This window comes from Nocardia sp. NPDC047648 (assembly GCF_040642815.1).
GTDB classification, from domain to species: Bacteria; Actinomycetota; Actinomycetes; order Mycobacteriales; family Mycobacteriaceae; genus Nocardia; species Nocardia gamkensis.
In genome coordinates this window covers 45,267-57,301 of sequence record NZ_JBEYSX010000010.1, presented here as the reverse complement: position 1 = coordinate 57,301, position 12,035 = coordinate 45,267, and the positions used below count along the sequence as shown (strand labels likewise).

Annotated in this window: 11 protein-coding genes; 6 read left to right on the top strand and 5 right to left on the bottom strand. The window is 68.6% G+C overall.

All coding sequences use genetic code 11. From position 1 onward, the window contains the following. Nucleotides 1-147 precede the first annotated feature (147 nt). Together ABZ803_RS21410 and ABZ803_RS21405 are read right to left on the bottom strand one after the other, a co-directional pair. A complete protein-coding gene (locus ABZ803_RS21410) occupies nucleotides 148-756 on the bottom strand; it encodes a hypothetical protein (protein WP_357040892.1) in 609 nt (202 codons plus the stop codon). 181 nt (nucleotides 757-937) lie between these two features. Further along, nucleotides 938-1,270, bottom strand: coding sequence for a hypothetical protein (locus ABZ803_RS21405; RefSeq protein WP_357040888.1), 333 nt, complete (start codon nucleotides 1,268-1,270; stop codon nucleotides 938-940). A gap of 623 nt (nucleotides 1,271-1,893) precedes the next feature. On the opposite strand from ABZ803_RS21405, the gene ABZ803_RS21400 reads away from it, so the two are divergent. Genes ABZ803_RS21400 through ABZ803_RS21385 form a run of 4 tightly spaced genes read left to right on the top strand, consistent with a single transcriptional unit; the run spans nucleotide 1,894 to nucleotide 6,147 of the window. Beyond that, nucleotides 1,894-2,943: a helix-turn-helix transcriptional regulator gene (locus ABZ803_RS21400; RefSeq protein ID WP_357040885.1), complete on the top strand. Its 1,050-nt coding sequence runs from the start codon at nucleotides 1,894-1,896 to the stop codon at nucleotides 2,941-2,943. Next, on the top strand, nucleotides 2,940-4,379 hold the full coding sequence (locus ABZ803_RS21395) for a pyridoxal phosphate-dependent aminotransferase (RefSeq protein WP_357040882.1): 1,440 nt from the start codon (nucleotides 2,940-2,942) through the stop codon (nucleotides 4,377-4,379). The genes ABZ803_RS21400 and ABZ803_RS21395 overlap by 4 nt, the downstream gene beginning before the upstream one ends. Then, a complete protein-coding gene (locus ABZ803_RS21390) occupies nucleotides 4,376-5,371 on the top strand; it encodes a hypothetical protein (RefSeq protein ID WP_357040879.1) in 996 nt (331 codons plus the stop codon). The genes ABZ803_RS21395 and ABZ803_RS21390 overlap by 4 nt, the downstream gene beginning before the upstream one ends. 8 nt (nucleotides 5,372-5,379) lie before the next feature. Continuing rightward, nucleotides 5,380-6,147: an SDR family NAD(P)-dependent oxidoreductase gene (locus ABZ803_RS21385; RefSeq protein WP_357040876.1), complete on the top strand. Its 768-nt coding sequence runs from the start codon at nucleotides 5,380-5,382 to the stop codon at nucleotides 6,145-6,147. Between the two features lies 1 nt (nucleotide 6,148). Here ABZ803_RS21385 and ABZ803_RS21380 read toward each other — a convergent pair whose 3' ends face one another. Continuing rightward, nucleotides 6,149-6,787: a methyltransferase domain-containing protein gene (locus ABZ803_RS21380; RefSeq protein ID WP_357040873.1), complete on the bottom strand. Its 639-nt coding sequence runs from the start codon at nucleotides 6,785-6,787 to the stop codon at nucleotides 6,149-6,151. Nucleotides 6,788-6,890: 103 nt separating this feature from the next. On the opposite strand from ABZ803_RS21380, the gene ABZ803_RS21375 reads away from it, so the two are divergent. After that, nucleotides 6,891-8,303 (top strand): hypothetical protein, encoded by a 1,413-nt coding sequence (locus ABZ803_RS21375; protein ID WP_357040870.1) that lies wholly within the window; start codon nucleotides 6,891-6,893, stop codon nucleotides 8,301-8,303. A gap of 857 nt (nucleotides 8,304-9,160) precedes the next feature. On the opposite strand, the gene ABZ803_RS21370 is transcribed toward ABZ803_RS21375, so the two are convergent. Beyond that, nucleotides 9,161-10,177, bottom strand: a complete 1,017-nt coding sequence (locus tag ABZ803_RS21370; protein WP_357040867.1) for a stage II sporulation protein M — start codon at nucleotides 10,175-10,177, stop codon at nucleotides 9,161-9,163. 43 nt (nucleotides 10,178-10,220) lie between these two features. On the opposite strand from ABZ803_RS21370, the gene ABZ803_RS21365 reads away from it, so the two are divergent. Next, nucleotides 10,221-11,021 carry an RDD family protein gene (locus ABZ803_RS21365; protein WP_357040864.1) on the top strand — a complete coding sequence of 267 codons (801 nt, stop codon included), beginning with the start codon at nucleotides 10,221-10,223 and terminating at the stop codon, nucleotides 11,019-11,021. Here the strand turns inward: ABZ803_RS21365 and add are convergent. Then, on the bottom strand, nucleotides 11,000-12,019 hold the full coding sequence (gene add, locus ABZ803_RS21360; protein ID WP_357040861.1) for an adenosine deaminase: 1,020 nt from the start codon (nucleotides 12,017-12,019) through the stop codon (nucleotides 11,000-11,002). The two genes, ABZ803_RS21365 and add, sit on opposite strands and share 22 nt — an antisense overlap. Nucleotides 12,020-12,035: the final 16 nt, after the last annotated feature.

Here is a 12,035-nt window from a genome sequence, read left to right as displayed (position 1 = left end):
GACACCGAGAGAAGACATTGTCCTCCGCGAGCAGCCCCGCACCCGTGGCGTCTCTTCCCGAAGCTGGGAACGGACGAAGGGTGGGACCAGCTCGATTATGTGCGCGCAGTCGCCGATCGGATCGGGCGGTTGCCGGGCGTGGGCCTGTTACTTCTGTGGCGAACTCAGCGACGGTTGGTGCAGGTCGAAGTAGGCGACGTCACCCATGAGGGCGTTCTCCTCTTCGAACAGCGACCGCAGATCGTCCGGTATCTCGATCTTCTCGTGTTCGCGGGCTTCGGCTTCGGAGGTGAAGTACACCGTCTCGACGAATCCGTCGTCGCCGTAGGTCGCCAGCGTGCCGCCGAGAATCTCCGGGCGTACCTCGTGCAAACGATCGCCCGACTGGGCCAGTATCTCGCGCATCCGTCCGGCGTCCCGGGTGTGACCCTCCATGACCTGCACGAATCCGGCGCGGTCGGAGCCGCCACCCATCCACTGCGTGACTTCGGCGCAGTCCATGAAGGTGACCGGCCCGTCGAAGCACTGCTCGGTCTCCCGCCACCAGGCGCCCTGCTCCGGGCGCTCGCTGTTGCGGCGTGCGGCCTCCTCGGATTCGAATCGGGCGAGCGCGATGAAGGTGCCGTCGTCGCAGAGTCCGCTTGTCGTGCCGAGATAGCCGACGGCTCCCGGCTTCAGTTCCTCGTTCCAGCGATCCATGCACCGATTCAGTCGGGCGGGGTCGGCGGCCTTGCCTTGAATGACTTGGATGAACATCGGTTCCTCCTCGGGCGGAGCGATCACTCCGCGGTGTCGCCGGGCCGTCGCGTCGTGGTCCACCGAGGGCGGGACACCGCACGGCCCGCGATCGCGGCCGGCGCACAGTCAATCGTTCGCCGCTCGGATGCCGCGCGCAAGTGCCGGACGCCGGTGCATCGACGCCTGGCCCTGTCGCGCCTCAGGCGGCGGGGAGGGGCGTGTGGGTGCGGCGGGAGGCTTCGTTGTCGCGTTCGGTGATGCGGACGTACAGCCGGATCAGCACCTCGCGCAGGGTGACGCCGAGTTCAGCGGCGTGCATGGCGGCCAGTTCCAGCGCGAGGTCGCTGGTGAGCGTGCCGGGATCGCTGAGCATTTCGTCCAGCACCATCCCCGTCACCGCCTGATCGCGGGTCAGGACGACGGAGGGCAGCCAGCTGAGTTCCCACGCCGCGCCGGAGGACGAGGAAACCAGCCGGGCGATTTCCGGGCTGATGTCGCTGGTGATGATCGAATCGGTGATGTCGAGTGCCATGATCCGCTCTCATTCACGCTGTTTCGAGATGATGTGGACCCGCCGCTCGGCGGTTACCGTGTCCGAACGCGATGGATTCGGCCGCGCTTCGGTCGTATCGGTGTCCGAATGCGCCGGGAGATCGGCGCGAGCGAGAGGCGGGGTGGTCACACCTGGCCGCAGATGATGCCGGGCCGCGCCATGACGAGGTATCCGCATCCGGCACCTCCTAGAGTTATCGGGCCACCGAGATCGACAGGCCGGAAACCGTTGTGCCGAGACCGAATTGCGGTGACGTCGAAATCAAGGCTAGATGCGGCCACATCTTGCTGTCAACGAAGCTTTAGCGCTTTGTGATGATAGTAGATAAGCTTCAATGACTTTAGATAGTCACTTGGCTCAATATTCATCAGAAATCCGGTCAAATTTCGGTTTTCGTTGCGGGGGAAAGCCGGTGTGGTGCGTTCTTGGGCTCATGTGGCAGCCCCTTTTCGCAGTGGTGTCGGATGCGGCTGGATCTCTACTCGACAACGAAATTCGGCGAGCGCGATTCGTCGGATGCTTGATGCCACTCGATGATTAGAATGATGCATCGTGACATGCCGTGAGCATGCGTATGCAAGGTGCAGGATGGGAGGCACGGGATGGCTGGCTCCGGCTCGGATGAGCAGGTCGGCGATCTGGTCCGCAGGCTACGACTGGAACGCGGCTACACGCAGGCGGCGCTCGCCACCCGAGCGGGCTGTTCCCGCAGTCTGATTCAGCAGATCGAGAACGGCAGCCGGATTCCGCCGCTCGCGCTGCGGGAACGCCTTAGCCTCGCCCTCGGCGCGGAATTGCCGACCGATGGCAGCGCCGATCCCGCGACCGATCCGACCAGCGGCAACTACTACGACCTGCGGATGCGATTCAACGTCCTGCTCGGCAAGGACCCCGAACTGGTCTCGCGCGCACTGGGTATCGCGCAGAGCCTGATCGACGCATCCGGCGCGCGAGCGGAAATCGAACCGTTGCGCCTGGTCGCCGACCGGCAGTTGGAACGCGCCGAGGAGATCCTCGCGCAGATTCCCTCGCGCAGCGCCACGGTATGGGAATGGAACACCGTCACCGACTGGCTGACGATCCTGGAACAGGCCAGCACGTCGGTGCGCGCGATCCACACCGCCGACTTGGGCACGATCGGCGGCGACGTCGGCGACGACTATCACGCGGCGATCCTGCGCCTGGCCGACAAGGCCCATCCGCCGAAGATCGATGTGCGGCGGATGTACGTGCTCGACGACATCTCGGACGTCTGGCCCTATGACGACAAACTGTGGAAGCAGGCGCGCTCGGGCGTGGAGAGCGTGCTGGTCAAGCGCGAATACGCCCGCAACGCGCAGAGCATGCTCGTGGTCGACGACCGCTACGTCGCGGTGGGCGAGTACGACTACTCGCGCCAGGCCCGGGTGGCGACGCGCTTCTCCGCGCTGAAGCACGACGTCGCGTTCGCGGTCCGGCGGTTCGAGAAACTCTACGACCTCCGGCGCGCCGGTTCGGCCATCGTGGTCGACCAGATCGTCGCGCAACCGCCATTGGCGGAATTCGAACGACTCGCCGAGGGCAACTGCCGCAACCTGTTCCGCGCCGCGCTCCAGGAGAAATGGAACACCATGCCCGCACCGGGAGACTCTTCAGAAGGCGAGGTTCCGTGACTCAGAGCCACGTGCTCACCGATCCGCTCGCCGACCTGGCGATGCTGACCAATCGCTCCGAGGCCAGGAAACGGCAAGTGCGCGGGCACGTTTCGCGGGACGCCTGGTTCGCGGGGACCGGCGGCCTGCGCCACTCGGGCGTCATCGACGCCTATCACGGCGAGACCGGCCGTGCCCCCGACGCGCACGCCGTCGCGGCGCTGGACCGGGCGTGGCGAGAGAGCCTGCACATCGCGCCCGCCGCGGAGTATCTCGACGGCAGGCTCTACGACAAGCGGCAGCCGTTGATCCTGCGGGAGCTGGCGGCCCGCAGGCTGTTCGGGCGCCTGTCACATCCGGTGGAAGGGGTCCCCGGCGTCCGGGTGCGCGCGGAAGAGGTGATCGTCTGCCCGTACTCGAGCACGATGCTGCTCGAGGAGGCCGTCGCGAGCCTGGCCAGGCCCGGCGGGGTGATCGTGTGCCCGGAGGGCTTCTACAAGAGTTCCAGCATCCACGTGGAGAAATTCGGTTTGCGGATCGTGTCGTGCCCGGTGGCCCCGGACGACGGGTTCAAGATCGACCCCGCTCGGCTGGCCCGCTGCCTGGACGGGCTGCGAGCGACGGGCGAGCTGTGCGGGGTGCTGCTCACGCTGCCGGGCAACCCGGTCGTCGCCGACTACACGGCCGCCGAGCTGGCGGAGATCGGACGGGTGCTGCTGGACTGTGGCGTCCCCGTCATCTGCGACATGGCCTTCGACCTGCTGGTGGCTTCGCACATCCCGGTCGCCGCGCTGCACGTTCCGACCGAGCAGGGCACTCGGCGGCTCTACGACGTGGTGCTGACCATCACGGGCAACTCCAAGGGCTACAACGCCTTCGGCCCCTGCAAGATGGGTGCGGCATGCACGGGCGACAGCGCGTGGCTGGAGCGGATCCGGGAACGGCTCACCATCTCGTTCCAGCGCGAGACCACCCACCTGGCTCGCGCGATCCTCGAGCACACCTCCGAGGACTACTTCGCCCGCAACCGCGCGCTGATGCGCGCGCAGATCGAGCGGGCGTGCGGCCACATCGCCGCGATCAACACGCGGCTCGGAGCCGAGGTCCTGCGACCGCTGGGCAATCCGGAAGGAATGTTCGTCTCGGTGGTGTTCGACCGCGCGCTCCTCGACGCGGCGGGTGTGCGTACGAGTGCGCAGGTGGAAGACCTGCTGCTCGCCGTGGCCGGCGTCGACAGCGTCGCGCTCGACCGCACCGGCTCGCTGCGACCCGGCGTCCGGTTGAACGTTCTCGCTCCCCGCAAAGCGCCACGACACGAGTCGCCCGCTTTGCTCGAGGAGCTCTTCGACCGGCTGGAGCAATTGATCCGCGATATCGCCGGCGGTCTCACCTATCGCGCCGCGCTCGCCGATCGCGGCCTGACCGCCTTGGTAGCGGAGCCCGGAGCCGCGCGGTGATCGTCGGGGTGCTTCGCGAGACCGCGCGACGGGAGACTCGTGTGGCGCTCACACCCGAAGCGGTCCGCACGCTTTCGACGGCGGGACTTCGAGTGCTCGTGGAGGAAGGCGCGGGGCGAGGTGCGGGTTTCGCCGACGCGGCCTACCGGGCGGCCGGGGCGGACGTCGTCGGGGATCGCGCGGCGGTGTTCGAGCGCGCGGGCATCGTCGTCTGGGTGAAACCGCCCGCGTTCGATCTGGATTCGATGCCGTTGCGCGCGGGAACCACGCTGGTCGGCTTCCAGGATCCGCACCACCGTCGCGGCGAGATCGATCGGTTGCGTGGCCTCGGCATCGAATCGGTGGCCTTCGACGAGGTGCCGCGCGACGATTCGACCGCCGAGATCGATGCGCTGTCCGGGATGAGCCGGATCGCGGGCGCGGAGGGTTACGCCGAAGGCAGGCGGCTGCTCGCCCCCGCGCGGCTCACCCGTCCGGTCCGTGGCCTGGTGCTGGGGTGCGGGGCGGCCGGGCTCGCCGCGATCGCGGCCGCGCGCACGTTCGGCGACGAGAAGCCGACAGCGGTCGGTAATCGCCTCGCACAACGGGCGGCCGCGTCGGCGGCGGGCGCCGGGCAGTTCGTGCCGAACCGGGACGACAACGCGGCGCTGCTCGAATCGCTCGCCGCCGCGCCGCCCGACCTCGTCGTCTGCACCGCCGTGCACCGCGGGTCCCCGGCGCCCCGCCTGCTCGGGCAGGCGGAGTTGGACCTGCTCGGCCCGGGGACCGTGATCGTGGATCTCGTGGCCAAGGCGGGCGGCAATTGCGTCGCGACCGTTGCGGACCGGACGGTCACCCTGCCCAACGGCGTCGTCGTCACGCATCGCTCCAACTACCCGGCGAGCCGTCCGGCGGCGGCCAGTCGTGCGTACGCCGCGGCGACGGCCGCCATGGTGCTGCGGATCGCCGGAGAGCGCGGAAGTACCTTGACGGTCGATGAGAACGTGTTCTAATTTTTGGCATGCGCAGATTTGACGGCCGCCGCGTGGTGGTGACGGGAGCGGGATCCGGCATCGGTCAGGGCATCGCCTTGCGACTGCTGGACGAAGGGGCGCAGCTGGTCGCCGCCGACATCGACGCGGCGGGCTTGGCCACCACCGCGGACAAGGTGGGCGACGGCGCCGAGCGACTGCGAACGGTCGAGGTCGACACCGCCGATCCAGCGTCGGTGCGCACCGCCATCGAAACGGCGCTCGAGTTCCTCGGCGGACTCGACGTGCTGGTCAACGCGGCGGGCATCCTTCGCCCCGCACGCACCCATGAGATGCCGCTCGAGGTGTGGAACCAGGTGATCGGGGTGAATCTCACCGGCACCTTCCTGATGACCCAGGCCGCGCTGCCCGCTCTGCTGGACACCGGACGCGGCGTGGTGGTCAACATCTCCTCCACCGCGGCGTTCAGCGCGGCGCCCTACCTGGCCTCGTACGCGGCGTCCAAGGGCGGCGTGAACGCTTTCACGCACGCCATCGCCTTGGAGTACGCCAAACAGGGCTTGCGCGCGGTGAACATCGTTCCGGCCGGCATCACCAGCGGTATCACGACGAAGTCCATCCTGGCCCAGCCCGAGGGTTTCGACCCGCAATTGTTCTCCCGGATGACCGGGTGGCTCAATGGCGGCGCGCTCGGCTCTCCCGAGGACATCGCCGGGGTGGTCGCCATGGTCGCCTCCGATGACGGGCGGTACATGACGGGCACCGAGATCCGGGTCGACGGCGGCGCGCTGATGTGAGTCAGCGGGGCGTCGCCACCAGAAGGTGGTGCGGAATCGGCGTCTTCGCGAGCGGTCGATGCTCGACCTGGCAGCCCACCTGCTCCAGCGCGGCGATCACCTCCGGCACCGGGCGCAGGGTGAAGCCGTACGGGGTGAACGGCAGCTTCGCCATCGCGTCCGGATCTCCGATGCCGACCACCAGACGGCCACCCGGCCGGACCACGCGCGCGAGTTCGGCGCAGGCCGCTCGCAGGTCCGGCACGAAGTAGACGGTGTTGACGGTGATCGCGGCATCGAGACTGTCGTCAGGCAACGGCAGCGCGGTGAGCGAACCCTCGAGCAGCCGCAGGCGCCCGGACTCGATGTCGCTTCCGTGACCGGAGCGGGCGCGTGCCAGCATGTCCGCGGAGATCTCGACGCCGTGCACCACACCGTCCGCGCCGACCCGATCGAGCAGCAGCGAAAGCCCTGCGCCGCCGCCGAATCCGACGTCGGCCGCCGTGCCGCCGGGCGCGACGGACGCCGCCTCCACCGCACCGGCGATGGCGGCCTTGTTGCCGCGATTGAGCACGAAGGCGACCGGTTTGCCGAGCACGCCGTGGGGGTTTCCGAGTTGACCGGCGAGACTGGACAACAAGCAGGCCCGAACGGAGTTCATGGGCGCCATCGTATCGGCCCGCTCGTGCCGGACGGTGCGGCGAATGCCCGAATACTGTTCCGTTGGTATCCGTTCGACTACCGCGTTGTGAAGGACGACCTCGATGCGCCGACCGATGATCGTTCTCGCCGCGTGCGCGCTGGCTCTGCTGCCCGGTCAGCCCGCCTCGGCCGCCGCGCCATGGGGGCCGCTCGCGCCGCCGAACCCGTTCCTCGGGCCGCCCGGCGCCGCGACCATGCACGGCGACGCGGGATCCTCGGACGTGACGGCGCTCGCCGGGCCCGCCGCCGCGGGCGCGGTCGCTGCCTATCCGCTGGCCTCCGCGTGCCCCACGCTGCTGGAAGGATCGGACCGACTCGTGGTCGCCCTGTGCACCGCGATCGCGGGTCAGACCCCGACGGTGCACCTGCTCGATCCCGCGGCGCCGGGCCCGCTGGCCGGTTCGCTCGCCGCACTGCCGTTGACCAGGGGAAGCCTGCTCGGCGGCGTGTACGCCTACCTCGACCAGGTCGACCGCTTGGTGGTCGTGGACGGCACCGACCGGCTGCTGCGCATCCGGCACGAGCGCGACGCGACGGGGACGTGGCGGCTGGTCGGCGAAGCCTTCGCCGATCTCGGTCCGGTGCTCCCGCCCGGAGACGCGGTGACCGGATTAGTGCCGGACTGGTCGGGCAATGTGTGGTTCGCTTCCGGTCAGGGCGTGGCCGGGTTCGTCACGGCTACCGGGCAGGTCGCGGCGCTCACACTGCCCGCGGGAGAGCGCGTGGCCAACAGCATCTCGTCGGCGCCGAGCGGGCAGGTGGCGGTGGCCACGACGCACGCGCTGTACGAACTGCGCGCCGCCGCGTCCGGCGTTCCCGAGATCGTGTGGCGGGCGCCGTACGACCGGGGATCGGCGCGCAAGCCGGGGCAACTCAGTTGGGGCACCGGCTCTACCCCCACCTATTTCGGGCCGCGCACCGGTGCGGACTACCTGACCATCGTCGACAACGCCGACGGGCAGGTGCACGTCCTGGTATTCCGTTCGGGGACCGGCGAACTGGTATGCGCGGCACCGGTGCTCGGTGAAGGCGGTGCGGGCAGCGAGAATTCGCCGGTCGGGGTCGGCCGCTCCGTCTTCGTGGCGAGCACGTACGGATACCCCTACCCGGCGCTGCCGGAGGGTGCCGGACCGGCGGTGCCCCCGAGCGCGCCGTTCACCGGTGGCATGACACGCGTCGATGTGGACAGCGACGGATGCCGCGTGGTGTGGGAGAACGCGGTGCGCAGCGCGGCCGTACCGCGCCTGTCCACCGCCGACGGCCTGCTGTACACGGTCGCCCGCGTCGGCGCGGACCAGACCACGCCCCTCGACGGGTACGCGTTCACCGTGCTCGACCCGGAAACCGGTGCGGTCACCGCCGCACAGCACCTTCCCGGCACCGTCGTCGACGATCCCCTCCAAACCGCGCCGCTGATCACGCAGGACGGCCACCTGCTCCAAGGAACGGTCACCGGGATCCTGCGCGTCGGCTGAGCAGGCGGGGGCGGAAGTACTGGGCCCCACTCGAGCCATTTCCGCCTCTGACCGGGGCGCACCGTTCCGTTCGCGCATCGACGAACTCGGTGGTGCTTCCGGCCGCGCACAAGGGGATCGCCTCGGCGAGGGGACGAGAACCGGTCCAGCGCTGGACTGTGACGTGCGTCTCTCGAACTCGGCTGTGGTGGCGTCGATTTGGCGCGGTTCCAGCCCTCATTGCGGCAGGTGAGGCGAAGATCACACAACCCGTTACGGTTGCGGCCGAGGTGCTGAATCGGGCAACTGGGTGGGGTGGGCGACCGCTCTTTCCGCACCCGGTTAATCCGGAGCCTGTCGGGGAACTGGCCGGTCTTCCCTGTGCGTCACTATGTCCTTACCCGGTTTATTACCGCGTAAACAAACCTGTGGTCTCTTTCTTTCGGGTGCTGATCAGCAACCGGCAATTCTTGCAAATGAACGTGCAGGTAGGAGGCTATGTCAGCAACCATGTAGAGGTCTATCTTCCGCACCGGCTAACGGCTCGGAGGAGTTCCCGAGCTATTGCGGAGGCTATTCCCATCGAGTGTTTCGGGAGTGTCACCGAGGCGGTGCCGGGCCGTCGAAACAGTGATCGCGCGTGTCGCATGCGGTTAGCTGGCGGGGGGTGAAAGTGTGCGTCCAGCAGGGTTTGCTGGGCCGCTGCTTTATACGCTTGACCTCGACGGGGAGGGTTGCGTAGGGATAACGATTGTGTAGAGTTGACGGTAACGCTGGCCGCAGCTCGAGCCGGACTCGCTGCGGCCAGCGGAACTCAAATGGGGGACTTCCGAACCGATCTCACACCGCGTAGCTGCCGATTGTCCCAGCTGCGTCGCTCAGGGTGTGCTGAATGTTGGCTGCGTCACAGCGGACGGCTGATCACCGGATGTCGCGGAATCCGTGCTCGCCTGCTCCGTGACCGCGCGGCGACCCACCCCGAACACGTACACCAGGAACAACGCCTCGGCGGTGAAGCCGATCGCGAGGCGAACCGGCGTCGGCAGCGGGCTCGGTGTCACGAATCCCTCGATGAAGCCGCACACCAGCAGCACTCCGACCAGGCCGAGCGCGACGGTTGCGGTCGCCCGTCCCTGCCTGGCCACCGCCTCCAGGCGGCTGAGCCGTCCCGGATCGATCAGCGTCCAACCGAGTTTCAGGCCCACGCCGCCCGCGACGAACACCGCGGTGAGCTCCAGCGTGCCGTGCGGAAGGATGAATCCGAAGAACGAGTCCAGCCGCCCCGCGTCGGCCATCAGCCCGGCGCTGACGCCCAGATTGAGCGCGTTCATGAACAACAGATAGACCGCGGGCAGGATCAGTACGCCGGTGAACAAGGCGATGGCGGTCACCCACGCGTTGTTGGTCCACACCTGTGCGGCGAAGGCGCCCTGCGGATGCTCCGAGTAGTACGTCTCGAACGCGCCGCCCGGTGCGGTGAGACTTCCGGTGTCCGCTGGGATTCCGAGTACTTCGCGCGCCGACTCGAATCGGTCCACCCAGACGGCCAAACCGGCCGATACGCACAGGAACACCGCGGCCACGCCGACCCACCACGGCCAGGACCGGTAGAGCGCCGCGGGGAAGCGGTGGCCGAAGAAACGGCCGATCTCCTGCCAGGTGTCGGCTCGGGTCCCGAGTACCCGGCCGCGCGCACGCGCCAGCAGTGCGCTCAGCCCGGCGATCAGCTCCGGGTCGGGGCTGTGCGACTGCAACCGTGCCAGCTGCTGGGAGGTGCGGCGGTAGAGCGTGACGAGTTCGTCCGCCTCCGCGCCGGTCAGCTTGCTCCGTTTGGACAAGTAGTCGAGCCGGTCCCATGCCCTGCGGTGCGCCAGGCTGTATGCGTCCACGTCCATTCGGTTGCCTCCCACTCCCGCCGGTCGCAAGAATGCTATCGACATGGCTGAGTTCACCACCGGCGAAGCAGTGGCCCTGGAGCTGCCGATCGCCCGGATCCCCACCAGGGCGAGCGCGTTCCTGATCGACGTGCTGGCCCAGTGCGCGCTCGCTTTCGCGCTGCTGTTCGCGATCGTCACGCTGCTGCTGCCCGCCGGCGTCGACTCGGCCTGGCTGGACGTGGTGATGCTGGTCACCATCGTGACCGTGCTGGTCGGGTATCCGGTGGCCTGCGAGACCGCTTGGCGGGGGCGGACACTGGGCAAACTGATGCTCGGGCTGCGCGTGGTGCGCGCCGACGGCGGGCCGATCGACTTCCGGCACGCGCTCACCCGCGGCCTGGCGGGCGCGATCGTCGATTTCTGGATGCTCGGCGGGTTCGGCGCCATCGCGGTACTCACCTCGATGTGCTCGCCGCACGCGCGGCGGATCGGTGACGTGCTCGCTGGCACCGTGGTCGTGCACGCGCAGCGCCCGCTGCCACCGCCCGCGCTCGCGATGGCGCCGCCGTGGCTGACCGGCTGGAGCGCGCAGCTCGATCTGTCCGGACTGCCGGAGGAGCTCGCCTTGGCGGTGCGGCAGTACCTGACCCGGTTGCGCACCCTGACGCCCGCGGCGCGGCACCAGCTGGGCACGGCGCTGGTGGGTGAGGTGTGCGGGCGGCTGCGCGTCGCCCCGCCCGCCGGTTACCCGCCGCCGCAGATCCTGGGCGCGGTGATCGCCGAACGACAGCGCCGGGTGCTGCCCGCGCCGATGTACCCGATGTTCCCGCCGCGCGTTGGTCAGCCGTTCGCCGCGACGTAGGCGTCCACCTCGCGAAGGAACGCGTCCTGCCGGGCGGGCGTGAGCCAGGAGGCGCGGAACGAATTCCTGGCCAGCTCGGCCAGCCGATCGATGCCGAGGCCGGCGTGCTCGGCGAGTGCGAGGTAGTTGTCGGCCACGTACGCCCCGAAGTAGGCGGGGTCGTCGCTGTTGACCGTCACCGTCAGCCCGCGATCGAGCAGGCCGACGATCTGCGCGGACTTCATCTCGGCGGTGACGAAGGAGTTCGACACCGGACAGCAGGTGAGCGCGATTCCGTTGGCCGCGGCCAGTTCGACCAGACGGTCGTCCTCGACGATGTTCGTGCCGTGGTCGAGGCGGTCGACGGCGATGTCCTCCAGCGCCTGGCGGATGTGCTCGACCGAATCCGGCTGGTCGATGTCGCAGTGCATGGTCAGCAGGAAGCCTTCGGCGCGGGCGCGCTCGAAGACGGCGGCGAACTTGCTCGGCGGATTGCCGCGCTCGTCGGAATCCAGCCCGACCCCGAGAATCCAGCTCTTGTACGGCAGCGCCTCCAGCAGCGTCGCCATGGCGTACTCCGCGGAGTGATCGCGCAGGAAGCACAGGATCAGCTCGGCGGATATCCCCAATTCCCGCCGCGCTCGCGCGATCGCCGACCGGTATCCGCTGATCACCGTGGGAAACGGGATCCCGCGCCCGGTGTGCGCCTGCGGATCGAAGAACAGCTCGGCATGGCGCACGCCTTGGCCGTGCGCCCGGCGCAGATAGTCGAATGCGAGGTCGTGGAAGTCCTCCGGGCGCTGGAGAACACGCATCGCGGGGTAGTAGACCCGGAGGAACGACGTCAGGTCGTGGAAGCGATAGGTCTGCTTCACCTCGTCCACGGACTTCTCCGGCAGCTCGATGCCGTTTCGCCGGGCGAGGCGGAACTTCAGCTCCGGCTCCAGCGTCCCTTCCAGATGCAGGTGCAGCTCCGCTTTCGGCAGTCCACGGACGAAGGCGGCGAGATCTGAGGCCATGGGGCCATGATCCTCC

What these genes read in the sequence shown, in the direction of transcription:
- ABZ803_RS21410 (WP_357040892.1), bottom strand. Translation starts at nt 756, where the DNA reads ATGTTCATCCAAGTCATTCAAGGCAAGGCCGCCGACCCCGCCCGACTG.
- ABZ803_RS21405 (WP_357040888.1), bottom strand. Translation starts at nt 1,270, where the DNA reads ATGGCACTCGACATCACCGATTCGATCATCACCAGCGACATCAGCCCG.
- ABZ803_RS21400 (WP_357040885.1), top strand. Translation starts at nt 1,894, where the DNA reads ATGGCTGGCTCCGGCTCGGATGAGCAGGTCGGCGATCTGGTCCGCAGG.
- ABZ803_RS21385 (WP_357040876.1), top strand. Translation starts at nt 5,380, where the DNA reads ATGCGCAGATTTGACGGCCGCCGCGTGGTGGTGACGGGAGCGGGATCC.
- ABZ803_RS21380 (WP_357040873.1), bottom strand. Translation starts at nt 6,787, where the DNA reads ATGAACTCCGTTCGGGCCTGCTTGTTGTCCAGTCTCGCCGGTCAACTC.
- ABZ803_RS21375 (WP_357040870.1), top strand. Translation starts at nt 6,891, where the DNA reads ATGCGCCGACCGATGATCGTTCTCGCCGCGTGCGCGCTGGCTCTGCTG.
- ABZ803_RS21370 (WP_357040867.1), bottom strand. Translation starts at nt 10,177, where the DNA reads ATGGACGTGGACGCATACAGCCTGGCGCACCGCAGGGCATGGGACCGG.
- ABZ803_RS21365 (WP_357040864.1), top strand. Translation starts at nt 10,221, where the DNA reads ATGGCTGAGTTCACCACCGGCGAAGCAGTGGCCCTGGAGCTGCCGATC.
- add (WP_357040861.1), bottom strand. Translation starts at nt 12,019, where the DNA reads ATGGCCTCAGATCTCGCCGCCTTCGTCCGTGGACTGCCGAAAGCGGAG.